General features: G+C 74.9%; 17 protein-coding genes. 11 read left to right on the top strand and 6 right to left on the bottom strand.

Features of this window, described 5'->3' with window-relative positions:
• Positions 1 to 210: 210 nt before the first annotated feature.
• Positions 211 to 1362 carry a glycosyltransferase family 4 protein gene (locus tag OIE51_RS25465; protein WP_326600797.1) on the bottom strand — a complete coding sequence of 384 codons (1152 nt, stop codon included), beginning with the start codon at positions 1360 to 1362 and terminating at the stop codon, positions 211 to 213.
• Between the two features lie 98 nt (positions 1363 to 1460).
• Entirely contained in the window at positions 1461 to 2897 is a 1437-nt protein-coding gene (locus tag OIE51_RS25460) for a HEAT repeat domain-containing protein (RefSeq protein WP_326600201.1), read from the bottom strand.
• Between the two features lie 214 nt (positions 2898 to 3111).
• Between OIE51_RS25460 and OIE51_RS25455 the strand changes: the two genes are divergently transcribed.
• On the top strand, positions 3112 to 4557 hold the full coding sequence (locus OIE51_RS25455) for a PP2C family protein-serine/threonine phosphatase (RefSeq protein WP_326600200.1): 1446 nt from the start codon (positions 3112 to 3114) through the stop codon (positions 4555 to 4557).
• 50 nt (positions 4558 to 4607) lie between these two features.
• Here the strand turns inward: OIE51_RS25455 and OIE51_RS25450 are convergent, their stop codons facing one another.
• On the bottom strand, positions 4608 to 6077 hold the full coding sequence (locus OIE51_RS25450) for a DNA-binding protein NsdB (RefSeq protein ID WP_326600199.1): 1470 nt from the start codon (positions 6075 to 6077) through the stop codon (positions 4608 to 4610).
• Between the two features lie 246 nt (positions 6078 to 6323).
• Between OIE51_RS25450 and OIE51_RS25445 the strand changes: the two genes are divergently transcribed.
• Positions 6324 to 7442, top strand: coding sequence for a phosphotransferase (locus tag OIE51_RS25445; RefSeq protein WP_326600198.1), 1119 nt, complete (start codon positions 6324 to 6326; stop codon positions 7440 to 7442).
• 45 nt (positions 7443 to 7487) lie between these two features.
• Here the strand turns inward: OIE51_RS25445 and OIE51_RS25440 are convergent, their stop codons facing one another.
• Together OIE51_RS25440 and OIE51_RS25435 are read right to left on the bottom strand one after the other, a co-directional pair.
• Positions 7488 to 7985 (bottom strand): hypothetical protein, encoded by a 498-nt coding sequence (locus tag OIE51_RS25440; RefSeq protein ID WP_326600196.1) that lies wholly within the window; start codon positions 7983 to 7985, stop codon positions 7488 to 7490.
• A gap of 24 nt (positions 7986 to 8009) precedes the next feature.
• Complete coding sequence (locus tag OIE51_RS25435) at positions 8010 to 9836, bottom strand: serine/threonine-protein kinase (protein ID WP_326600195.1); 1827 nt, start codon at positions 9834 to 9836, stop codon at positions 8010 to 8012.
• Positions 9837 to 10208: 372 nt separating this feature from the next.
• Here OIE51_RS25435 and OIE51_RS25430 point away from each other — a divergent pair, with 372 nt between their 5' ends.
• From OIE51_RS25430 to OIE51_RS25405, 6 genes are all read left to right on the top strand, one after another.
• Positions 10209 to 14453, top strand: a complete 4245-nt coding sequence (locus OIE51_RS25430) for a hybrid sensor histidine kinase/response regulator (RefSeq protein ID WP_326600194.1) — start codon at positions 10209 to 10211, stop codon at positions 14451 to 14453.
• Between the two features lie 19 nt (positions 14454 to 14472).
• Entirely contained in the window at positions 14473 to 16893 is a 2421-nt protein-coding gene (locus OIE51_RS25425; protein WP_442812014.1) for a SpoIIE family protein phosphatase, read from the top strand.
• A gap of 76 nt (positions 16894 to 16969) precedes the next feature.
• A complete protein-coding gene (locus OIE51_RS25420) occupies positions 16970 to 17389 on the top strand; it encodes a phage holin family protein (protein WP_326600193.1) in 420 nt (139 codons plus the stop codon).
• Positions 17386 to 17637: a DUF3618 domain-containing protein gene (locus OIE51_RS25415; RefSeq protein WP_326600192.1), complete on the top strand. Its 252-nt coding sequence runs from the start codon at positions 17386 to 17388 to the stop codon at positions 17635 to 17637. The genes OIE51_RS25420 and OIE51_RS25415 overlap by 4 nt, the downstream gene beginning before the upstream one ends.
• Entirely contained in the window at positions 17634 to 17900 is a 267-nt protein-coding gene (locus OIE51_RS25410) for a DUF4235 domain-containing protein (protein WP_326600191.1), read from the top strand. Before OIE51_RS25415 ends, OIE51_RS25410 begins: the two co-directional genes overlap by 4 nt.
• Before the next feature lie 539 nt (positions 17901 to 18439).
• A complete protein-coding gene (locus tag OIE51_RS25405) occupies positions 18440 to 19984 on the top strand; it encodes an aldehyde dehydrogenase family protein (protein WP_326600190.1) in 1545 nt (514 codons plus the stop codon).
• A gap of 326 nt (positions 19985 to 20310) precedes the next feature.
• Here OIE51_RS25405 and OIE51_RS25400 read toward each other — a convergent pair whose 3' ends face one another.
• Positions 20311 to 20436 (bottom strand): hypothetical protein, encoded by a 126-nt coding sequence (locus OIE51_RS25400; protein WP_326600189.1) that lies wholly within the window; start codon positions 20434 to 20436, stop codon positions 20311 to 20313.
• Between the two features lie 286 nt (positions 20437 to 20722).
• Here OIE51_RS25400 and dhaK point away from each other — a divergent pair, with 286 nt between their 5' ends.
• From dhaK to OIE51_RS25385, 3 genes are read left to right on the top strand one after another with little or no spacing between them, the layout of a single operon-like run.
• Complete coding sequence (dhaK, locus tag OIE51_RS25395; RefSeq protein ID WP_326600796.1) at positions 20723 to 21715, top strand: dihydroxyacetone kinase subunit DhaK; 993 nt, start codon at positions 20723 to 20725, stop codon at positions 21713 to 21715.
• 18 nt (positions 21716 to 21733) lie between these two features.
• On the top strand, positions 21734 to 22336 hold the full coding sequence (dhaL, locus tag OIE51_RS25390; protein ID WP_326600795.1) for a dihydroxyacetone kinase subunit DhaL: 603 nt from the start codon (positions 21734 to 21736) through the stop codon (positions 22334 to 22336).
• Positions 22329 to 22739, top strand: coding sequence for a PTS-dependent dihydroxyacetone kinase phosphotransferase subunit DhaM (locus OIE51_RS25385; RefSeq protein WP_326600188.1), 411 nt, complete (start codon positions 22329 to 22331; stop codon positions 22737 to 22739). Before dhaL ends, OIE51_RS25385 begins: the two co-directional genes overlap by 8 nt.
• Positions 22740 to 22749: the final 10 nt, after the last annotated feature.

Raw genomic sequence — 22749 nt, 5'->3', positions numbered from 1 at the left:
CAACCGCGGCCCGGCAGCCGCGCGTACGACGCTCACCGCATCTCCCCGTTCGCTTCTCCGCCCGCACGGCACCGCACAGACTTCCCGAACAACCGCGGCCCGGCAGCCGCGCGTACGACGCTCACCGCATCTCCCCGTTCGCTTCTCCGCCCGCACGGCACCGCACAGACATCCCGAACAACCGCGGCCCGGCAGCCGCGCGTACGACGCTCACCGGACCGCCACCGCCCGTTCCTGCCGGACCCGGGCGTAGTGGTCCAGGAGCTGGTCCCCCACCGCCTCCCAGGTGCGGTCCTCGACGGCGGCCCGCCCCGCGCGGGCGAGCGCGGCGCGCAGCGCGGGGTCGTCGCGCAGGACCCTGACGGCGTCCCGCAGGGCGGCCTGGTCGCGCGGCGGGACGAGCAGTCCGGTGCGGCCGTGCTCGACCAGGTCCAGCGGCCCGCCGACGGCGGGGGCGATCGTGGCCACGCCGCTGGCCTGCGCCTCCTGCACGGTCTGGCAGAACGTCTCGAACGGGCCGGTGTGCGCGAAGACGTCCAGGGAGGCGTAGACCCGCGCCAGGTCGTCCCCGGTGCGACGGCCCAGGAAGCGGGCCCGGGGCAGCGCGGCGCGCAGCGCGGTCTGGCTGGGTCCGTCGCCGACCACGACGAGCCGGACGCCGGGCAGGGCGGCGGCGCCGGCGAGGAGTTCGATGTGCTTCTCGGGGGCCAGCCGGCCGACGTAGCCGACGAGCAGCTCACCGCCCGGCGCCAGTTCGCCGCGCAGCGCGTCGTCCCGCAGCCCCGGCCGGAACCGCCGGGTGTCCACGCCGCGCGGCCACAGCCGCACCCGGGGCACGCCGTGCTCCTCCAGGGCGCGCAGCGACGCGCTGGAGGGGGCGAGGGTCAGGTCGGCGGCGGCGTGCACGGCGCGGATGCGGCGCCAGGCGGCCAGCTCACCGGCGCCGAGGTACGTGCGCGCGTATCCCGCCAGGTCCGTCTGGTACACGGCGACGGCCGGCACCCCGGAGCGCACGGCGAGAGCGGCGCCGCGCGCGCCCAGCACGAACGGGCTGGCGAGGTGGATGATGTCGGGCCGGTGCCCGGCGACGGCGGCGGCGAGCTTGCGGCTGGGGAGCGCGACCCGGACCTGGGGATATCCGGGCAGCGGCAGCGAGGGGATGTGCACGACCGGAGCCCCGCCGTCGACTCCGCCGCCGGCCGACGCGAGGTCGTGGGGAACGCGGACGCCCGGAGCGGGGGCGGGGGCGACGACCAGCGGGTGGTGGCCGCGCCGCGTCAGGTGGGCGGCGGTCTGGAGGGCGCAGTGGGCGACGCCGTTGACGTCGGGGGGATAGGACTCGGTGATGAGGACGATTCGCAGCGGGGAGGTGCGCATACGGCTGTTGTCGCCGCCGCCGGAGTTCCCCCGCCCACATCCGTGTGTCCGTGCGGGAAACGTCCCATGAGCATCCTCGTTTCTCAGCCCGCGGCGCGCCTGGCCAGCCTGCCCCGGACCGCGGTCTGGACCCCCGCCTCCTCGGCCGGGTCGGTGGCGAGGCGGCGCAGCCGTTCCACCACGCGGGTGTCGAGCACGGTGGCGAACCGGGCGGCGACCTCGCGGGTGTCCTCCTGGCAGTCCCACAGGCACTCGATGGCGAAGCCGGACCCGAAGGACGGGTCGGTGGCGGCCAGGGCGCGGGCGGCGTGACCGCGCAGGTGGGAGGAGGCGGTCTCGCGGTAGATGTGGCGCAGGACGGGCGCGGCGGTGGTGAGGGCGAGCCGGCCCGCGCCCTCGACCAGCGGGCGCAGCTCCTTGGCGTCGCTGCCGTGCGCCCGCACCACGCGCAGCAGGGCCGCGAGCACCCGGGGCGCGTCGCGGGCCTCGCCACGCTCGGCGAGCATGGCGGCGGCGCGCGCGCCCAGCTCGTCCTCGCGGTCGGCCCAGCGTCTGGCCTGCGCGAGCGCGGCGTGGCCGCGCATCCGGGAGAACGCGGTCGCCGCGGCGCGGGCCACGTCCGGATCCCGGCTGGCGGCGGCGTCCCGGATCAGCGGGAACGCCTCCGGGTCGCCGCGCTCGGCGAGATGGCGCAGGGCGGCGGCGCGGGCCGCCGGCTGTCCGTCCGCGGCGGCGGCGAGCAGCTCGGGGCGGTCCTGGGGACCGGCCACGGCGCCCAGGCACCGGGCGGCGGACGCCTCGCGCCACTGCCGCGGCGTCTGCTCGTAGCCGTCGCGCGCCCAGTCCAGGACGGCCCGCACGCTCCAGCCGGGTTGCGGGCCCGGCGAGCGGAGCTGGCGCTGCCAGCGGTCGAAGTCGCCGTCCTCCAGGGCGCGTTCCAGCCGGGCGCGCTGCTCGGGGCGGGCCGGGTCCTCGGCCCACAGCCGCCAGGGGCGCGGCTCGAAGGAGTCACGGACGGCGGCGGTCAGCGCCGTGTCGCCTTCCTCGGTGTGCGGGAACCTGGCCAGAATGCGCGGTCCCAGAGCGCGGAGCGCGCCGTCGTCGTCCCGGACGGCGAGTTCGTCGAGCGCCCAGCGCCAGTTGGCGCCCTCGGCGGCGTACCGGCGCAGCAGGCGCGGCGCCGCGGGGTGCCCGTAGGAGGTGAGGTGGCCGAGCACGGACAGGGCGAGGCCGGTGCGCTCCTCCTCGGGGCGGATCGCGTCGTCGGGGTGGAAGAGATGGCCCTCGATCGCGTCGAGCCCGGCGCCGAGCTCGGCGTAGAGCCTGGCGTAGTAGAGCGAGCGGTGTTCGAGCTGCCAGTCCCGGCGGGGATCGTGCAGCACGCAGTGGTCCAGTGCGGCGACGGCCGCCGCCCTGGGAGCCGCCAGGGCGTGCAGCCAGCCGTCGCCGCGCCCCCGCTGGAGGAGCCCGAGGAGGCTCCCGCTGGGCGCTATGTCTGTTTCGGTAGGGCTGGCGAACATATGAGTCAGCATCCGGCGCGGGCGATCAGGTGGCAACGGGATTTCCGTTCGGGCGGCTCCTTGCCGGACGACAGAGGTTCTACACCTTCCACCCCGGAACCCGCACGCGCGGGGCGGCTGAATCTCTCACCGGGTGGGGAAGGCTGTGCAACAGTCTGGAGTCGCCCGCGCCACCGCTCCGGGCTCCCCCGGCTCCGCCGGGCGGAATCACCCCATGCCCGACCGCGCCGTATCGGGGACCACCATGCTCTCCTCCCAGAACCCTGAACACCCCACGAATGACGTTCCCCCGGGGGCGACCCTCGACGACCTGATCGCGCGGACCCGCCGGCTGCGCGACGATCTCGACGCCATCCGGCTCGGCGAGTCCGCGGACGGCGCCGGACACAGGATACGGAGCGCGGTGTGGGAGCTCGCCACCCACCGCCTGGACGACTTCCGCGACCAGCTCGACCAGCTCCGGGCCGCGCCCGGCGGCGAGGGCCGGGCCCGGCTGGGCCAACGGATCGGCAGCGCCGAGTGGAACCTGCTGACGGACGGCGTCGTGTGGTCCGAGGAGCTGTTCTCGATCTTCGGCAGGCCCACGCAGGAGGGCCCGCTCACCCTCGACCAGCTCCCGTCGTTCCTGCCGCCGGAGGACCAGCCCGCGCTGACCGCCGCGGTCACCGGGTGCCTGGTCGACGGGCGGCCCATGGACTGCGAGTTCCGCATCACCCGGCCTGACGGCTCGGAGCGCACGGTGCAGATGGCCGGTGAGCCGGTGCTCGACGACCACGGCGGAACGGTCGCGATGTGGGCCGTGATCCGCGACGTGAGCGAGGTGCGGCGCAGCGGGACGGCGTCGGCGCGGCCCGGCCCGGAGGCGGACCGCGCCGACGAGGAGCTGCGGCGCCGGCGCCGCGTCGCGCGGGCCGGGCGCGGGCTGGCGATCGAGCTGGAGGACTCGGCGCTCGCGCCGTGGCTCGGCTCGCACGAGCCGGGCCGGCCGGAGGGCCGGCCGGGCTCGCTGGAGCTCGCGGCCCGCTACCTGCCCGCGCGGGAGGGGGCCCCGATGAGCGGGAAGTGGTACGACGCGCTGGAACTGCCGGACGGCGGCCGGATGCTGTCCGTGGGCGACCTGTCCGGCCGCGGCCCCGCCGCGGCGGCGGGCACGGCGACGGCGCTGGGTGCCATCCGCGGCATCGCACTGACCGGCGCCGAGCCGGGAGCGCTGCTCGGCCACCTCAATCAGCTCCTGGACCGGGGCGCGCACCCGGTGTTGGCCAGCGCCCTGTGCTGCCGTTACGAGCCGGCCGGCCGCCTGCTGACGTGGGCGCAGGCCGGCCACCCGGCGCCGCTGCTGTGCCGCGACGGTGTGGGCTGGGCCCTGCCGCGCCCGGCCGGCACGCTGCTGGGCGCCATCACGGACGCCGCCTACGAGGCGCGCGCCGACCGGCTGGAGCCGGGCGACGTACTGGTCCTCCACACGGATGGGCTGTTTTCGGACATCCCGCCGGACGGCAGGGGCGGCCACGGCGGCGACCGGCGCCTGATCGACCTCGCCCCCCGCCTGATCTCGGCGGCCGGCGCGCTCGAAGCGCTGCGCGTGGTGATCGACGAGTGCGGCGAAACGGGCCGGGAGGACGACGCCTGCGTGCTGGTGGCCCGCGTACGGCCCTGAGCCGCCCCCGCCGGGCGCGCGGCGATCCGACCGCGCGCCCGGCGGGACCGTCAGGCCGACTGTGCTCCGGCCGTGGCCGGAAGGGACGGCAGGGACCGGGCCAGCTCCCGGCGGAGCTCGTCGATCCGGGACACGCCCGCGTAGCGGCCGGTGAGACGGTGCATCTCGCGCAGCCGGTCCCAGGTGCGGTGCGAGGAGTTCTCCCCGACGGCGGACAGGGCCAGGCGGGCGTGCTGGTCGGCGCGTTCCGGGTCGTCGGCGATGAAACTCGCGGAGGCGAGCGTGATCTCGTCGAAGATCCGGGAACGCTGCCGGCCGTCCACCCGCAGGGCCAGCGCCGTCTCGGCGTGGCGCAGCGCCGGGCGGGCCGCCGTGGGCTCGTGCTCGGCCAGGGTGCGGTAGGCGAGGGCCTGCATGCCGTACAGGTCCGCCTCGTCGAACATCCGCATCCAGCCCGGCGTCGGGGCGCTGTTCCGGTCGGAGACGAACAGCTCCTCCGCCTCGCCCAGCAGCCGCCGGGTCGCCTGTCCCTGGCCCAGCGCGGCGCGCGCCCACGCCTCGACGGTGCAGAGCATGGCCCGGGTGCGCGGCAGCGCCTCCTCGCCCGTGCCCGACCGGGCCAGCCGCATGAGGTCGAGGGCGTCACCGGGCCGCCCCAGGTGCACCATCTGCCGGGCGGCGCGCGACAGCGCCTCGCCCGCGCGGGGGCGGTCACCGCCCTCCCGAGCGGCGTGCGCGGCGATCACGAAGTACTTCTGGGCGGTCGGCTCCAGCCCGATGTCGTGGGACATCCAGCCGGCGAGCACCGAGAGGTCGGCGGCCACGCCCCACAGCCGGCGCTGCACGGCGTCCGGGTGCCGGTAGGCGAGTATGCCGCCCACCTCGTTGAGCTGGCCGACCACGGCCTTGCGCTGAAGTCCGCCGCCCCGGGAGGCGTCCCAGGCGCGGAAGATCTCGACCGAGTGCTCCAGGGCCTCGATCTCCTCCGCGCCGACGGGGGCGGCCTCGTACCGGTCGAAGCCGGCCGGGTCCGTTGCCGAGGTGGGGTCGTGGGGGGAAGCGGCGTCGCGGGCCGGAGCGGCCCGGAGCCAGTCGTGCATGGCATCGCTGAGTGCGGATCCCGCGGCGAGCGCGACTCCCGCGCCCACCATGCCGCGTCGGTTGAGCATGAGGTCCATTCCCGTGAATTCGGTGAGGACCGCGGCCGTCCGCCGGGGCGCCCAAGGCAGTCCGTGCACGGACGGTCTTGTCCCCGCGTCCCCTGACCGGCGCAACCCGAGGTCCTCGATGGTCACGACACGGCCGAGCCGCTCGGTGAACAGGGTCGCCAGCACCTCGGGCACCGGATCGCGCGGGGTCTCGCCCACGTCGATCCACCGCCGCACCCGCGAGGTGTCCGTGGCGAGCTGCGGATAGCCCTGGGCTGCCGCCTGGCGGTTGACCAGCCTGGCGAGTTCCCCCTTGGACCAGCCGGCGAGCCTGAACAAGTCCTCGAGTCGGGTGTTGGGTCCCCTGCTCACGTCAAGCCCCCAGGATCTCGGCTGAGTTGACAGTAACCGCCGCGCAACGGCCCCATGACTATTCGCCATGGTTCGCCAGGGCACGCCAGATGGTGTGCCACCCGCGCGAGGGAGTGGTGTAGGCATCGCGCCACCCGGGCCGGTCATCCACCGGCATTTCCCCAGGGTGTCAAAGGGGTCTGTCCGGCCCGGGGGCGCCATGAACCTTCCGGCACCTTCCGGCACACGAAGGGACCATGCCCGCCTATGTATCCAGCACTCACCCCCGTGATCAGCCGGCAGCGACCACGCCCGGGCGGCCAGCCCGGCGGCACGGCCGTCGCCGGCGCGGACGAGCGGGCCCGCCGCCCGCTCCGGAGCGGGCCGCCGCCCGCCGCGGGCCGGCTGGACTTCTCGGGCGCGCGGGGCGACCGGCTGCGCGCCGCGCTGACCGCCGTGCACGAGATCTGCCCGGAGTTCACCCCGGCGCGGGTGCTGCGGGACGCCGGTCACTCGGTGGCGCTCCTCGGCACCACCGGCCGGCGCGCGGCCGTGGCCAAGCGCCTGCTGGATCCGGCCGACGGCGGGGCGGAGCGGTTCCGCCGCGAAATAGCCGCACACCGCGGCTTCGTCCGGTGCCGCCCCCCGGTGCGGGTGCCCGGACTCATCGCCGACGACCCGCACGGCCGCACGCTGGTCACCGAGTTCATCCCGGGCCGCCGGGCGGCCGGGGGCCGGCATCCGGGATCCGGCACCTCGCCCGCCGAGATGCGGGCGGCGCTGACCGCCGTGTGCCGGCTCAACGAGTGGCGCCCACCCGTCGGCGCCTTCCCCGACATGCTGAACTACCCGGCGCTGCTGGCCCGCTACCACGCGCTGGGGGTGCTCACCGACCGGGACCTGAGCGATCTGAAGACACTGCTGCACGGGCTGTCCGGCCGGGGCCGGCCGGGGCCGCCCCGGCAGTTCTGCCACGGCGCGGCCACCCAGGCGAACGTGCTGCTGTCACCGACCGGCCCGGTACTGCTGGGCTGGGACGCGGCGGGCTGGTACCTGCCGGGGTACGACCTGGCCACGCTGTGGGCGGCGGTCGGCGACGCGCCGCTGATCCGGCGCCAGATCAGCCAGGCGGCGCACGCGACGGGCGTGCCGGGGCGGGACGCCTTCCTGGTCAATCTGCTGCTGGTGCTCACCCGGGAGATCCGCCGCTGCGAGGACGCGGTGCAGCGGGCGATGCGCGTCCCGGGCACGCCGCGCGCGACCGGGTCCGACCGGCCCGGCGGTGCGCTGGCGTACGGCGAGCGGCAGCGGTTGCGGCTGCGGCGGCTGCACGACGACTGGACGCTGGCCCGGCGGGCGGTCCGCACGGCGGTGGGGACCCGTTGACCGCACGGCCCGGGCGGCTGACGCGGCTGACGCGGCCCGGCCGCGTCAGCGTTGGAACATCTCGGCGGGGAGCGGCTTCAGGAGCTGGTAGAGCTCGTCGGTGATGGGGCGGTTCCAGCTCGCGATCGTGACGAGCACGCCGTCGTTGCGGTCGAACTGCACGCAGGAGACCCGGCCCTCCGTGCACAACACGCGACGCACGATCAGCAGGCTCCCGTCGTGCATGACCGGGGTCTCCTCGGTGCCGGTGACCTGGATCTCCTCCTCGATCTCCAGGGCCGCGAGAAGCTGGTGCACCTCGAACGGCACCTCGCCGTCGGCCACGTCCCGGGCCGGGGAGCCCTCCGGCAGGTTGCCGATGACCATCGCCGGGCCGCGTCCGCCGAACAGGTCGTACCGCAGCACCACGCCCTGGCAGCTCCCGTCGGGCGCGGGAAGCAACCCGGCGCCGAGGACTCCGGGCCAGTCGCCCGGGTCCATGGCCAGCACGTCGAAGTCGGGGCCGGCGGGTGAAGCGGCGTTGCGGCGGCGGAGAAACGACATGCCGCCATGGTACGTGCGGCGGTCTCAACGCTCCGCCGCTGGACGGTCCCGCAGGGTGGCCACCTGGCGGTAGAGCTCGACGGCCTCCAGGGAACGGCCGAGCTGCTCCAGGCAGTGCGCCTCGTCGTTGCGGCTGCTCAGGGCGTCCGGGTGGCCGGGGCCCAGCGCCCGCTCCCGGGCCCGCCGCACCTGGCGGTGCTCGTCCAGGGCGGCCTCCCACCGGTCCAGCCAGCCGAGCGCGACGGCGATCTCGCGGCGGCTGACCAGGGTGTCGGCGTGGTCGGGGCCGAGCAGCCGGGCGCGGGCGGCCCAGACGTCCCTGGCCTCGGACAGCGCCTCCTCCCAGCGGCCGAGCCGGCCCAGGCTGACGCCGCGGCCGTGCCGGGCGCGGAGCGTCTCGGGGTGCTCGGGGCCCTGGGCGCGGGTCCTGGCCGTGACCAGGTCGGTGTAGAGCGCCAGGGCCTCGGCGGGCCGACCCAGCCGACCGAGGCTGACGCCCGCGTCGTACCGGGCGTCGAGGGTGGCCGGGTGGTCGGAGCCGAGCGTGCGGGTCCTGGCCTCGGCGACACGCAGATAGCCGTCGAGGGCCTCCTCCCAGTGGCCGAGCCGGCCCAGGGCGTAGGCGGCCTCGAAGCGGCTCTCCAGCGTGTCCGGGTGATCCGTGCCGAGCGCCCGCTCCCGCTCGGCGGCGACCGAGCGGTGCACGTCGCACGCCTCCTCCCAGCGGCCGAGGCGGCCGAGGCTGAGCCCGGCCCGGTGCCGGCTGGCCAGCACCGCCAGGTATTCGGGCGCGGGGCCGCGGCGCTCGGCGGGGAGCTGGGCGACGGCGGCCCGGTGCACGCCGGTGGTCCACTGCCCGGTCAGCCCGGCCGACCGGTCGGGGGGCGGCAGCCGCAGCGACCAGGAGCCGCTGGCCCGGGAGCCGGCCCGCATCCCGCGTGTCCACTCGGGCAGCCGCTCGGCCGGGCGCTGCGCCGGGACGCGGACGGCGAGGGTGCCGGTGTGGCCGGCGGCGGCCAGGGCGTGGGCGTGGGCGGCGGCGTCCTCGGGCCGGTCGGCGGGGTCTTTCGCGAGCAGCGCGAGGATGAACTCCTCCAGCTCCTCCGGCAGATCGGAGCGGCGGGCGCGGGGCGGCTCGGGCGGGGTGTCGCGGTGCCCGACGAGGATGGCCCAGGGGTCACCGAGGTCGAACGGCGGGGCGCCGGTGGCGATCTCGTACAGGACGCAGCCCAGCGAGTACAGGTCGCTGCGGTGATCGACGGCCAGCCCGGCGATCTGCTCGGGGGACATGTAGTGCGGGGTGCCCATCGCCATTCCCGCCGAGGTGAGCTTGGCGCTCAGCCCGATGTCCTGGGCGAGCCTGGCGATGCCGAAGTCGCAGATCTTCACGGTGCCGTCGGCCAGCCGCATGACGTTGGCCGGCTTCAGGTCCCGGTGGATGATGCCCTGTTCGTGGGTGTAGGCGAGGGCGCCCGCGACCTGGTCGGCGATGTCCGCGATCTCCGCGACGGACAGCGGCTCGGGCCGGCGCTCGTGCAGCAGCTGGCTGAGGTTGCGGCCGTCGAGCAGCTCCATCACCAGGTAGAGCACGCCGTCGGCCTCGCCGAAGTCGTGGACCACGGTGATGCCCCGGTGCTGGAGCGCGGCGGCCATCCGCGCCTCGCGCCGGAAGCGCTCGCGCAGCGCGCGCAGGAACGGCTCCTCCTGCCGGGTGCCCAGCGGCTTCAGGCACTTGACGGCGACCCGCCGGTCCAGTGCCTCGTCACGGGCCCGCCAGACTTCGCCCATGCCACCGCGCCCGATGAGATCGAGCAGGTGGTAACGGCCGTGGCTGAGCGTGCGTTCGGCCATGTCCGATTTCTCGCCCCCGTCGTCCGGCTCCTACCGCCCCCACTGGCTGTCCAGTCCTTCCAGCCTTCCCAAGTATGGCTTCCAGCAACGGACGTTCTTATGCCAACCAGCGGGAAAAGTGACTTTCTCCCGGCGCCCGGCGGTTGACCTCCGCGCGGGCGGCGGAACGGACGGCGGTGGAGGGGCGACAGGGGAGGAGTTGGCGGCCCGTTCACGTCGTCCGGTGCGGTAGCCTCACTGCGGACCGCATCGTTGTCCTACGGCAACAGTGCGGGCCCGCGGTGTGTGCGACGATGGCTCGCCCCCAGAGCGGGCGGGTGCTGCGCTTGATCTGTTCGACCCTGTCGGAAATGGTGCGGATCGAGGTTGGACATGAGTGACGCGACGGCCGCGGGTTCGCGCAGCAGAACCGCGCGCGGCGCCGCCAAGGTCGGGGAGCCGGAGCTGCGCCGGCTTCTGGCCGGGCTGACCGCCGTCCGGGACGGCGACTTCGGGACGCGGCTCCCGGACGACGCGGGCGGGCTCCTGGGCGAGATCGCCACGGTGTTCAACGGCATGGTGGACCAACTCTCGCTGTTCACCTCGGAGGTGACCCGGGTCGCGCGCGAGGTCGGCACCGACGGCCGGCTCGGCGGGCAGGCCGAGGTGCCCGGCGTATCGGGGACCTGGCAGGCCCTGACGGAGTCCGTCAACGCGATGGCGGGCAACCTCACCACCCAGGTCCGCGACATCGCCCAGGTGGCCACGGCGGTGGCGCGGGGGGACCTGTCGCAGAAGATCGACGTGGACGCGCGGGGCGAGATCCTGGTGCTGAAGGAGACCGTCAACACGATGGTCGACCAGCTCTCCGCCTTCGCCGACGAAGTCACCCGCGTGGCGCGGGAGGTGGGCAGCGAGGGGCGCCTCGGCGGGCAGGCGCAGGTGCCGGGGGTCGGCGGCGTGTGGCGCGACCTCACCGACTCCGTCAACTTCATGGCGGGCAACCTCACCGACCAGGTGCGGAACATCGCGCAGGTGACGACGGCGGTCGCGCAGGGCGACCTGTCGCAGAAGATCACCGTGGACGCGCGGGGCGAGATCCTGGAGTTGAAGAGCACCGTCAACACGATGGTCGACCAGCTCTCCGCCTTCGCCGACGAAGTCACCCGCATGGCCCGGGAGGTGGGCACCGAGGGCATGCTCGGCGGGCAGGCCGAGGTGCCCGGCGTCGGCGGCGTGTGGCGCGACCTCACCGACTCCGTCAACTTCATGGCGGGCAACCTCACCGACCAGGTGCGCTCCATCGCGCAGGTGGCGACCGCGGTGGCGCGGGGCGACCTGTCGCAGAAGATCACGGTCACGGCGCGCGGCGAGATCCTGGAGCTGAAGACCACCATCAACACGATGGTCGACCAGCTCTCCGCCTTCGCCGACGAAGTCACCCGCGTCGCCCGCGAGGTCGGCACCGAGGGCAACCTGGGCGGCCAGGCGACCGTGCGGGGCGTCTCCGGCACCTGGAAGGACCTGACCGACAACGTCAACGTGATGGCGTCCAACCTCACCGGCCAGGTGCGCTCCATCGCGCAGGTGGCGACGGCCGTGGCGCGCGGCGACCTGTCGCAGAAGATCACGGTCGAGGCGAAGGGCGAGGTCGCCGCCCTGGCCGGGGTGATCAACACGATGGTCGACACACTCTCCGCCTTCGCCGACGAAGTCACCCGCGTCGCCCGCGAGGTCGGCACCGAGGGCATGCTCGGCGGCCAGGCACGGGTGCCCAACGTGGCCGGCACCTGGAAGGACCTCACGGACAACGTCAACTCCATGGCCACCAACCTCACCAACCAGGTGCGGAACATCGCCCAGGTGACGACCGCGGTGGCGCGGGGCGACCTGACGCGCAAGATCGACGTGGACGCGCGCGGCGAGATCCTGGAGCTGAAGACCACCATCAACACGATGGTCGACCAGCTCTCCGCGTTCGCCGCCGAAGTCACCCGCGTGGCCCGCGAGGTGGGCAGCGAGGGGCGCCTCGGCGGGCAGGCCGAGGTGGAGGGCGTCTCCGGCACCTGGAAGCGGCTCACCGAGAACGTCAACGAGCTGGCGGGGAACCTCACCCGTCAGGTGCGGGCGATCGCCGAGGTCGCCAGCGCGGTGGCCGAGGGCGACCTGACCCGGTCCATCACCGTGGACGCCTCCGGCGAGGTCGCGGAGCTGAAGGACAACATCAACTCGATGGTGGGGTCCCTGCGCGAGACCACCCGGGCCAACCAGGAGAAGGACTGGCTGAAGACCAACCTGGCCGGTATATCCGGCCTGATGCAGGGTCGGCGGGACCTGTCGGTGGTGGCCGATCTGATCATGGACGAGCTGACGCCGCTGGTCGGCGCGCAGTTCGGGGCGTTCTATCTCGCCGAGGAGCACGCCGGGGGCACGGAGCTGAAGCTGATCGGCTCCTACGGCCATCCGCACGGCGCGGAGCGGCCCGTCCGCTTCCGCCTGGGCCAGTCGCTGGTCGGGCAGGCGGCGCGCAGCCGCCGCGTCATCGCCGTGGACGACCTGCCGGACGGCTACGTCACCATCTCCTCCGGCCTGGGCTCGGCCGCCGCGGCCAGCCTGATGGTGCTGCCCATCGTGGCGGAGGAGCAGGTGCTCGGGGTGATCGAGCTGGCCTCGACGCACGCCTTCACGCCGGTGCACCGGGACTTCCTGGAACAGCTGATGGAGACCATCGGCGTCAACGTCAATACGATCCTGGCCAACGCCCGCACGGATGAACTTCTGGAGCGCTCGCAGCGGTTGACCGCCGAGCTCCAGGCGCGCTCGGAGGAGCTCCAGATCCGGCAGGAGGAACTCCAGCTCTCCAACGCCGAGCTGGAGGAGAAGGCGGCCCTGCTCGCCGCCCAGAACAGCGACATCGAGACCAAGAACCTGGAGATCGAGCAGGCCCGGCAGGAGCTGGAGGACCGCGCCCAGCAGCTGTCGCTCGCCTCCACGTACAAGTCGGAGTTCCTGGCCAACATGAGCCACGAGCTGCGCACCCCGCTCAACAGCCTGCTGGTCCTCGCCCAGTTGCTCGCGCAGAACCCCAACCGGAACCTGACCGCCAAGCAGGTGGAGTACGCGGGCATCATCCACTCCGCCGGCTCCGACCTGCTCCAGCTCATCAACGACATCCTCGACCTGTCGAAGGTCGAGGCCGGCAAGATGGACGTTCACCCCGAACGCGTCCCGCTGCGCCGCCTGGTGGAGTACGCCGAGGTCACCTTCCGCCCGCTGACCACCGAGAAGGGCCTCGAATTCCGGGTGACCGAGGCCCCCGGGGTGCCGATGGGCCTGCTGACCGACGACTCCCGGCTGCGGCAGGTGCTGCGCAACCTGCTGTCCAACGCCGTGAAGTTCACCGAGTCCGGCAGCGTCGAGCTGCGGATGGAGCCGGTGGCCCCGGCCGAGCTGCCCGCCTCGGTCCGCCACCACGGCGCGGCCATCGCGTTCCGGGTCCGCGACACCGGCATCGGCATCCCCGAACAGCAACTGGAGACGATCTTCGGCGCCTTCCAGCAGGCCGACGGCACCACGAGCCGCAAGTACGGCGGCACCGGCCTCGGTCTGTCCATCAGCCGGGAGATCGCCTACCTGCTCGGCGGGGCGATCACCGCGTCGAGCACGCCGGGCGAAGGCAGCACATTCACCCTCTATCTGCCCGTGGCCCGGCCCGACTTCGCCGGTCCGTCCACGGAGGGACCGGGGGCCGCCGCGCCGCCGGCCGCGCCGCCGGAGCAGCACCGGCGCCGGGTGCTGGTGGTCGAGCGCGATCCGCGCGGGCTGCTCTCCCTGGTCACCGAGAACGCGGTGGCCGACCTCGCCCAGAGCCCGGGCCGGACCGACTCCCCCGGCCGGGCCGAGGTCGTCACCGCCACCGACACTCAGCAGGCGGCGGCCGTGCTGGCCGCTCGCAGCTGCCACTGCGTGGTCCTGGAGCTGAGCCTGCCCGATGACACGGCGCTGCGGTTCCTGGAGGCGCTGGGGAGCGATCCGGCCGTGCGCGGGGTGCCCGTCCTCGCCCACCACAACCGCCGTCTGGGCCCGGAGCACGAGGCGGCGCTGCGGGCCCGTGCCGCGGACCGGCCGCTGGAGCTGCTGTCCAGCCTGGACGAGCTGCGCGAGCGCGTCACGCTGCACCTCAGCGCCCACGACCCGGGCGGCGTGCTCCCCCTGGTCCGGGCCGAGGACGCCGCGGCGCCGGCCGAGTCGACCGACGGCGCGCTGGCCGGGCGGACCGTGCTGGTGGTGGACGACGACGCGCGGAACGTCTTCGCCCTCACCGGCATCCTGGAGCTGCACGGCATGCGGGTGCTGCGCGCCGACAACGGCCGCAGGGGGATCGAGACGCTGCGCGGCCACCCGGAGGTCGACCTTGTCCTGATGGACGTGATGATGCCGGAGATGGACGGCTACGCGGCGACCACCGCCATCCGCGCCCTGCCCGGGTACGCGGAGCTGCCGATCATCGCGGTCACCGCGAAGGCGATGCCGGGTGACCGGGAGAAGAGCCTCGCCTCGGGCGCGAGCGACCACGTCACCAAGCCCATCGACACCGACGACTTCATCGCGTGCGTCCGACGCTGGCTGGACGCGTGAGGCTCACGAGGAGCGGCACGTGCACAACTCCCAGCGGCCAGACCCGCGCGGACCGGATCGCCCCGGTGAGCCTGGGCGCGGGACCGGGACCGGGACCGGGACCGGGACCGGTCCCGCGCCCAGGCCCGCGCCGGCCGATGCCGGCAGGCTCGCCGCCACGGTGGAGCGGCTGCGCCGGCGGCTGGCGGAGGAGCGGGCCGCGGCGAACGGCCGCGCGCTGATCGAGCTGGCCAAGGGCGTGCTGGTCGAACGGCTGGGATGCGGACCGGCCGAGGCGGACCGGCAGCTCACCGGCCTCGCCCGGCGGGCGGGTCTGTCACCGCTGGAGCTGGCCGCCGACATCGTCAACCGGTCCGCGCCCGACACCCTCACCGCGACCGCCCAGGAGGCCGGCGGTCCGGCCGTCGCCGTCCGGCTGCGCACCGCGGAGAGCGGCGCCCTGGCCGCCGGGGACGACGCCCAGCAGGTCGCCGAGTCGATCCTGACCCACGCGCTGGCGCCGCTCGGCGCCGGCGCCGTCGCCGTCTGGGCGGCGGGTCCTGACCTGTCGCTCCGCCTGGCCGGCCAGGCCGGGTTCGTGCCCGAGGAGGCCGCCCGGTGGCGCCATGTGCCACCCGGGGTGGCCACGGTGGCGGGCCGCGCGCTCGCCGGGCACACGGCGGTGTGGATCCCCTCGCTGGCCGGGTCCGGCCTGCCGTCGATCGGCCACCGGGAGTCGCCCGGCGGGCGGGCGGCCGTGCCGGCCCGGGTGGGCGGGCGCGTGCTCGGCGTGCTGGAGGTCTGCTGGCCCGGCACGCTGGAGCCGCAGCCACCGGCGATCCGGCGGCAGGTGGAGTCCCTGGCCGAGTTGTGCGCGTACGCGCTGGAGGCGCGGGACCCGGAGCCCGCCGGACGGCCGCCCGCGCGGGACGTCCCGGCTCCCGACCCGGCCGTCTCGGAGCTCGTGGACCTGGCCGACGGCCTGCACGACTCCGCGCTGGTCCTCCTGCCGCACCTGGACGACGGCGGCGGGCTGGCCGACTTCCGCATCCACCACGTCAACAGCCGCTTCCTCGACCCCGCCGGCCGCCCACGCGCCGCGCTGGTGGGCGGGCTGCTGCTGGAGGCGTATCCGCTGACGGCGGGGGAGAGCGGTCTGTTCGCGCGGATCGAGCACGTGTACGCCACGGGTGAGCCGTTCCGCGCCGAGCGGATGGCCCTCACCGCCCTGGTCGGCCAGGTGCCGCTGACCGCGACCGCCGACGTGGGCCTGAGCCGGCACGGCCGGGGCGTGCTGCTGGTGTGGCGCGTGCTGGACGAGACCGCCCGGCTTTCCACGCTCCTCCAGCACGCCCAGCGCCTGGGGCGCATCGGCGGGTTCGAGGAGGACGTCACGACCGGCGAGACGACCTGGAACAGCCAGCTCTTCGCGCTCTACGGGCTGCCGCCGACCGCGGGCCCGATCCCGCTGGACCAGCTTCCCGCGCACGCGCACCCGGACGACGACGTCGCCATCGGCCGTTTCCTGCGCACCCTGCTCCATCACCGCCGGTCCGCGTCCACCGCGTTCCGCCTCCAGCGTCCGGACGGCGTCGTGCGGCACATCCGGGTGGTGGCCGAGCCGGTCCTGGACGCGCGCGGCCAGGTGCGCTCGGTGCGGGGCGCCTACCAGGACATCTCCGCCCAGCACTGGACCGAGGTGGCGCTGGCCGCGACCCGGGACCGGCTCGCCCACAGCGAGCAGGAGTCGGCGGAGCACAGCCGCCTGGCGCTCCAGCTCCAGCACGCCATCATGCCGCCGGCCCGGGGCCCGATCGACGCCCCCGGGCTGCGGATCGCCGTCCGGTACCGGCCCGCCGAGATCGAGCATCTGGTGGGCGGCGACTGGTACGACGCGGTGGTGCTGCCGTCCAAGGAGATCCTGCTGTGCGTGGGCGACGTGGCGGGCCACGGCATCGGGGCGGCCACCGACATGGTCGTCCTGCGCAACGCCCTGCGCGGCCTGGCCACCACCGGCGCGGGCCCGGCGCAGCTCCTGTCCTGGCTGAACCTCGTCGCCCACCACCTCACCGACCACGTGACCGCGACGGCCGTCTGCGCGCTGTACGACTCGCGGACCCGGCTGTTGCGCTGGGCGAGGGCCGGGCACCTGCCACCCGTGCTGATCCGCGACCGGGAGACCACCACCCTGCCCATGCTGAACGGGCTGCTGCTGGGCGCGCTGGCCGAGACCGGCTACGAGGAGGGGCAGGTCCAGCTGCGGACGGGCGACACGCTGCTGATGTTCACGGACGGGCTGATCGAGCGACGGGACCGCTCCGTGCAGCAGTCCCTGGGGCGACTGCTGACCACAGCTCAGGCCGCCACCGACGACCTCGAACGCCGGCTCGACCATGTGCTCACCCACAGCAACGCGGACACCGACGACGACACCTGCCTGATCGGGGTCCACCTGCGCTGAACGGCCGGCCGGTGGCATGAGCGCGGCGGGCCGGGGTATTCGGGCCGGGCGAGCAAGGAAGTTGAGGTGAGACGTGATGACGAGCACCGACCACCGGCCCGGGACGGACGTCCACGAGGACTCGGTCGGCGCGCTGGTCTCCCGCGCGTCGCAGCAGATCTCGCGTCTGGTGCGCGACGAACTGCGACTGGCGCAGGGAGAGATGGCGGACAAGGGGAAGCGGTTCGGGATCGGCGGCGGCCTGTACGGCGGCGCCGCGATCGTGGCCATCGTCGCTTTCCAGGCGCTGGTGGCCACCGGGATCGCGGCGCTGGCACTGGCGCTGCCGGTGTGGGCCGCGGCGCTGATCGTGTCCGGGGTGCTGCTGGCCCTGGCCGCGGTGCTGGCGGCGCTGGGCCGCAAGAAGGTCCGGCAGGCCACACCCCCGGTGCCGGAGCGGGCGATCGACAGCGTGCGGGCCGACGTCACCGAGATCAGGGAAAGGGCGCACCGATGACCGGCGGGGCCGAGACGGCGAGCACGCGCGAGCTGCGTGAGCGGGTGGCGGACACCCGCGAGGAGCTGGGCGAGACGGTGGCCCGGCTGGCCGCCAGGACGGATGTGAAGGCCCGGGTGCGACAGAGCGCGGACCGCGCGACGCGCGCCGTGCGCGGCAACCCGGTGCCGGTCGTGGCCGGGACGGCCGCGGCGACCGCGGCGGTCGTGGTCTCGGTGACCGCCGTGCGGGCCTGGAGGAGCCGATGAAGGCTTCGAAGATCGTCTACAAGCCGGTCGGCCTGGCCCTCGGCGCCCTCGGCGGCGCGGTGGCGGGCGCGGCGTTCAAGCAGGCGTGGAAGGTGATCGGCCATGACGAAGACGCGCCCGACGCCACCGACGAGGACCGCGCGTGGCGGGAGATCCTCCTGGCGGCGGCACTCCAGGGCGCCATCTTCGCCGTGGTGAAGGCCGCCGTGGACCGCGGCGGCGCCGTGGCGACGCACCGCGTGACCGGCGTCTGGCCCGGCTGACCGACCGTTCGGTCGGCGGGGTGGCGCGGCGGCGCCACCCCGCCGACTCGTGCCCGCCCGCGCCCCGCCGCCCGGCTGGCTCATCCGCGCCAAGGGGACCTTTCGCCACGAAGGGTCCGGGTGGGGAAGCCACAGGTGACGGTGCGCGGATGAACGGGTGAGGAAAGCCGCCGGGGTGACGCGCGCGGCGCGGCGGACGGCGAGCGGCGGATCGGCGGATCGGCGGATCGGCGGATGACGGCCGTTCGCCGTTCTCCGGATTCCGCGCCGCCCGTGCCGGAACGGCCTTCCGACTGACCGGAATTCGTTAGTCGGGGCGCTCGGGCGGGAAGTTCTCCCCCGAGTTCACCCCGGGCCGGGCGCGGCGCCCTCGCGGCCGGGCCGGGGCAGCAGTGCGGGGCCCACGACGATGTGACCGGTGTCCGGGGGCCGTTCCCCGGTCGGCACGCCCTGCCCAGGGCGTTCGCACCGGCCGCCCCGCCCGTGTTCCGCGCCACCGTTCCTTCCGCTCATCCGTGCCACCAGAACGGAGCCGTCCGATGCCGCCCACTCTCGCCCTCAAGCCCGGGACCGCCTGGGCCGACGCCTGGCAGCGCTGCCTGGCCGTCGCGCCCGAGGCGTTCCGCGACGACCATGTCCTCAACCTCTGGAACGGCGGCTGGCAGGCCGACGGCAGAACCCTGCCCGCCACCTCCCCGATCGACGGCAGTCCCATCGTGGGCCCGCCCCGGCTGGACGCCGACACCGCCCGGCAGGCCGTCCGCGCCTGTCTCGACCAGCACCGCGCCTGGCGCCACGTCCCGCTCGCCGAGCGCGGGGCCCGGATCTCCGCGGCCCTGGACGCGCTGACCGAACACCGCGACCTGCTCGCCCTGTTGCTGGTCTGGGAGATCGGCAAGCCCTGGCGGCTGGCCCGCGCCGACGTGGACCGGGCCATCGACGGCGTGCGCTGGTACGTCGACGGCATCGAGCCGATGCTCGGCGACCGGGTCCCGCTGGACGGCCCGGTCAGCAACATCGCGAGCTGGAACTACCCGATGAGCGTCCTGGTCCACGCCATGCTCGTGCAGGCCCTCGCCGGGAACGCGGTGATCGCCAAGACCCCGACCGGCGGCGGCCTGGCCTGTCTGACGCTCGCCTGCGCCCTCATCCACCGCGAGGGCGTCCCCGTCACCCTGGTCAGCGGCAGCGGCGGCGAGCTGTCCGAGCCGCTGGTGCGCTCCCCGGAGATCGGCTGTGTGTCGTTCGTCGGCGGCCGGGACACCGGCGCCCGCGTCGCGACCGCCGTCGCCGACCTCGGCAAGCGGCACATCCTGGAGCAGGAGGGCCTCAACTGCTGGGGCATCTGGGAGTACTCGGACTGGGACGCGCTGACCGCCGTCATCCCCAAGCTGTTCGACTACGGGAAGCAGCGCTGCACCGCGTACCCGCGTTTCGTCGTCCAGCGCTCCCTCTTCGACTCCTTCCTCGCCGCCTATCTCCCGGCCGTGCGCTCCGTGCGCGTCGGCCACCCGCTGGCCGTGGCCGCGCCCGGTGACCCGCTGCCGGAGCTGGACTTCGGTCCGCTCATCAACGCCGCCAAGGCGAAGGAGCTGGGCGATCTGGTCGCGGAAGCCGTCGACCGCGGCGCCATACCGTTGCACCGGAGCAGCCTCGCCGACGGCCACTTCCTCGCCGGGCAGGACACCTCCGCCTATCTCCCGCCGGTGACCCTGCTGGCCCCGCCGCCCAGCTCCCCCCTGCACCACGCCGAGCCGTTCGGCCCGGTCGACACCATCGTGCTGGTCGACACCGAGGCCGAGCTGCTGGCCGCCATGAACGCCAGCAACGGCGCCCTCGTCGCCACCCTGTCCTGCGACGACGAGCAGACCGCCCGGCGGCTGGCGTCGGAGGTCCGCGCCTTCAAGATCGGCCTGGGCAAGCCGCGTTCGCGGGGCGACCGTGACGAGCTGTTCGGCGGCTTCGGCGCCTCCTGGCGCGGCGCCTTCGTCGGCGGCGAGCTGCTCGTGCGCTCCGTCACCCAGGGCCCGTCCGCCGAGCGTCAGCCGGGCAACTTCCCGGACTACCAGCTCATGCCCGCGTAGGCCGGACGCGCCACACGACGCCGTTCCCGCCGCGCCGCTCGTCGCGCGGCGGGGGCGGCGTCGCCGCCGGCCCCGGACCGCGACCCGGACTGGACCCGGGAGCGGGTCGAGGACGAGCCGACGCGGACGGCCGGGGCGGAGAAGGTGATCTGGCTGCCGCGCGGACTGACCCGCGACTTCCGACGGTCCGGCACCCCCGACTGACCGCGAACCGCGCCGCCAAGCCGTAAGCACCGACCCGGTCTCCATCCCGTTCGACAGGTCCGCGCCTCCGACTCCGCCGGTCGGCGCGGCCTGACCAGGCCGGCCGCGGTCCGCCGGGCCGGTCACCCGATCGCGTGCGCGAACGAGTGGCCGATGTCCGGTCGGGCGGCGGACCGGCCCGCTGGTCCGGGGGCGATCACGGCGGCGAGCGGGAACAGCACCGGGACGGGCGGCGTCCGCGGCGTCATCGGGCTGAGCAGGGCGACGGCGAGGCCCGCGTCGCCCCAGGAGAGCCCACGGCACCTGTCTCGCCGCTCGCTCCCCGGGCCGGGAAGCGCCTCCGCGACGACGCCGTGCTGTCATAACCCGACGAGATCCGTACGCTGAATCCAGGTGGAACGGGTCGGATCCGGTGTGTGTGGCCGTCCCGCCGTGGACCGCGCCGGAGCGCTGCGTTCCGTAGGCGCCCACAGGGCTCCCACCTGGGAGAACGCCGTGTCCGACGAGGGATGCCAGAGTCAGGAGGACAGCCCGGTGAAGATGTTGATCAACGTACCGGAGCGGGTCGTCGCCGACGCGCTGCGGGGGATGGCCGAGGCGCATCCCGAGCTCGTCGTGGACGTCGAGCACCGTGTGATCGTGCGGCGCGACGCGCCCGTCGCGGGAAAGGTGGGGCTGGTCTCGGGCGGCGGGTCCGGGCACGAGCCGCTGCACGGCGGCTTCGTCGGGCCCGGGATGCTCGACGCCGCCTGTCCGGGTGAGGTGTTCACCTCGCCCGTCCCCGACCAGATGGTCCGGGCCGCGGCGGCGGTGGACAGCGGCGCGGGCGTGCTGTTCATCGTGAAGAACTACACCGGCGACGTGCTCAACTTCGACATGGCCGCCGAGCTGGCCGAGGAGGAGGGCATCGAGGTCGCCAAGGTCCTGGTGCGGGACGACGTGGCGGTCACCGACAGCCTGTTCACGGCCGGCCGGCGGGGCACCGGCGGGACGCTGTTCGTGGAGAAGCTCGCCGGGGCCGTCGCCGAGGAGGGGGCGCCGCTGGCGCGGGTCACCGAGGTCGCGCGACGCGCGGCGGACTCCGCGCGCAGCTTCGGCGTCGCCCTGACCTCACCGACCACCCCGGCCAAGGGCAGCCCCACCTTCGATCTGCCGGCCGGCGAGCTGGAGCTGGGCATCGGCATCCACGGCGAGCCCGGCCGGGAGCGGCGCCGGATCATGACGTCCGGCGAGATCGCGGACTACGCGGTGGACGTGCTGCTGGAGGACCTGCGCCCGGACGCGCCGTTGCTCGTTCTCGTCAACGGCATGGGCGCCACCCCGCTGCTGGAGCTCTACGGCTTCAACGCCGAGGTGCAGCGCGTGCTGCGCGAGCGGCGGATCGCGGTGGCGCGTACGCTCGTCGGCAACTACGTGACGTCGCTCGACATGGCGGGCGCTTCGGTGACGCTGTGCCAGGTGAACGAGGAGCTGCTGCGGCTGTGGGACGCGCCGGTGAGCACGGCGGGGCTACGGTGGGGCCGCTGAGAGGAGCACGAGGTGGCGCTGAGGGACGCCGGATTCGTCCGGCGCTGGCTCGCCACGACGGCGCGGGCCGTCGAACGGGACGCCGACCGGCTGACCGAGCTGGACTCGGCCATCGGCGACGCCGACCACGGCAGCAACATGCGGCGGGGCATGACGGCGGTCGCCGCGGCGCTGGAGAAGGAGCCGGGGGGAACGCCGGGCGCCGTGCTGCTGCTGGCCGGGCGGACCCTGGTCTCCACGGTGGGCGGCGCCTCGGGGCCGCTGTACGGGACGCTGCTGCGGCGCGCGGGCAAGGCGCTGGGCGACGCGGAACAGGTCACGGACGACGAGCTGCGGACCGCCCTCGGGGCCGGCGCGGACGCGGTGGCGCAGCTCGGCGGTGCCGCGCCGGGCGACAAGACGATGCTCGACACGGTGCGGCCGGCGATCGAGGCGCTGCCCGACTACGCGGCGGCCGGGGCCGCCGCGGCGCGCGGCGCGGAGGACACCGTGCCGCTCCGGGCCCGCAAGGGCCGGGCGAGCTATCTCGGCGAGCGGAGCATGGGGCACATGGATCCGGGGGCGGCGTCCGCCGCCCTGCTGTTCGGGGCGCTGGCCGAGGTGGCGGCGGCCGATGACTGACCGGGCGCTGGTGGGGATCGTGCTGGTCTCGCACAGCGACGAGGTCGCCCGGTCCGTGGCCCGCCTGGCGGCGGCGCTGGCCGGCGGCGGCGAGCTGGCCCCGGTGATGGCGGCGGGCGGCACTCCCGACGGGGACCTGGGCACCAGCTCGGAGCTGATCGCGGACGCGGCGCGCCGGGCCGACCGGGGCGCCGGGGTCGTGGTCCTGGCGGACCTGGGCAGCGCGGTGGTCACCGTGCGGGCGATGCTGGCGGAGGGCGACGAGCTGCCGCCGGACACGCGCCTGGTGGACGCGCCGTTTGTGGAGGGCGCGGTGGCCGCGGTGGTCACCGCGTCCGCCGGGGCGGATCTGGCGGCCGTCGCGGCGGCGGCCGGGGAGGCGTACACGTTCCGCAAGCTGTGAGCCGTCCCGG

It is taken from the genome of Streptomyces sp. NBC_01803 (assembly GCF_035917415.1).
In the GTDB taxonomy this organism is placed as follows: domain Bacteria; phylum Actinomycetota; class Actinomycetes; order Streptomycetales; family Streptomycetaceae; genus Streptomyces.
This window is presented reverse-complemented; position numbering and strand designations above follow the sequence as displayed.

Bases quoted from the DNA above. Each gene is read 5' to 3' on its own strand.
- OIE51_RS25460 (WP_326600201.1), bottom strand. From the start codon at position 2,897: ATGTTCGCCAGCCCTACCGAAACAGACATAGCGCCCAGCGGGAGCCTC.
- OIE51_RS25455 (WP_326600200.1), top strand. From the start codon at position 3,112: ATGCCCGACCGCGCCGTATCGGGGACCACCATGCTCTCCTCCCAGAAC.
- OIE51_RS25405 (WP_326600190.1), top strand. From the start codon at position 18,440: ATGCCGCCCACTCTCGCCCTCAAGCCCGGGACCGCCTGGGCCGACGCC.
- OIE51_RS25440 (WP_326600196.1), bottom strand. From the start codon at position 7,985: ATGTCGTTTCTCCGCCGCCGCAACGCCGCTTCACCCGCCGGCCCCGAC.
- OIE51_RS25400 (WP_326600189.1), bottom strand. From the start codon at position 20,436: ATGACGCCGCGGACGCCGCCCGTCCCGGTGCTGTTCCCGCTCGCCGCC.
- OIE51_RS25445 (WP_326600198.1), top strand. From the start codon at position 6,324: ATGTATCCAGCACTCACCCCCGTGATCAGCCGGCAGCGACCACGCCCG.
- OIE51_RS25415 (WP_326600192.1), top strand. From the start codon at position 17,386: ATGACCGGCGGGGCCGAGACGGCGAGCACGCGCGAGCTGCGTGAGCGG.
- OIE51_RS25410 (WP_326600191.1), top strand. From the start codon at position 17,634: ATGAAGGCTTCGAAGATCGTCTACAAGCCGGTCGGCCTGGCCCTCGGC.
- OIE51_RS25385 (WP_326600188.1), top strand. From the start codon at position 22,329: ATGACTGACCGGGCGCTGGTGGGGATCGTGCTGGTCTCGCACAGCGAC.
- OIE51_RS25430 (WP_326600194.1), top strand. From the start codon at position 10,209: ATGAGTGACGCGACGGCCGCGGGTTCGCGCAGCAGAACCGCGCGCGGC.
- OIE51_RS25435 (WP_326600195.1), bottom strand. From the start codon at position 9,836: ATGGCCGAACGCACGCTCAGCCACGGCCGTTACCACCTGCTCGATCTC.
- OIE51_RS25420 (WP_326600193.1), top strand. From the start codon at position 16,970: ATGACGAGCACCGACCACCGGCCCGGGACGGACGTCCACGAGGACTCG.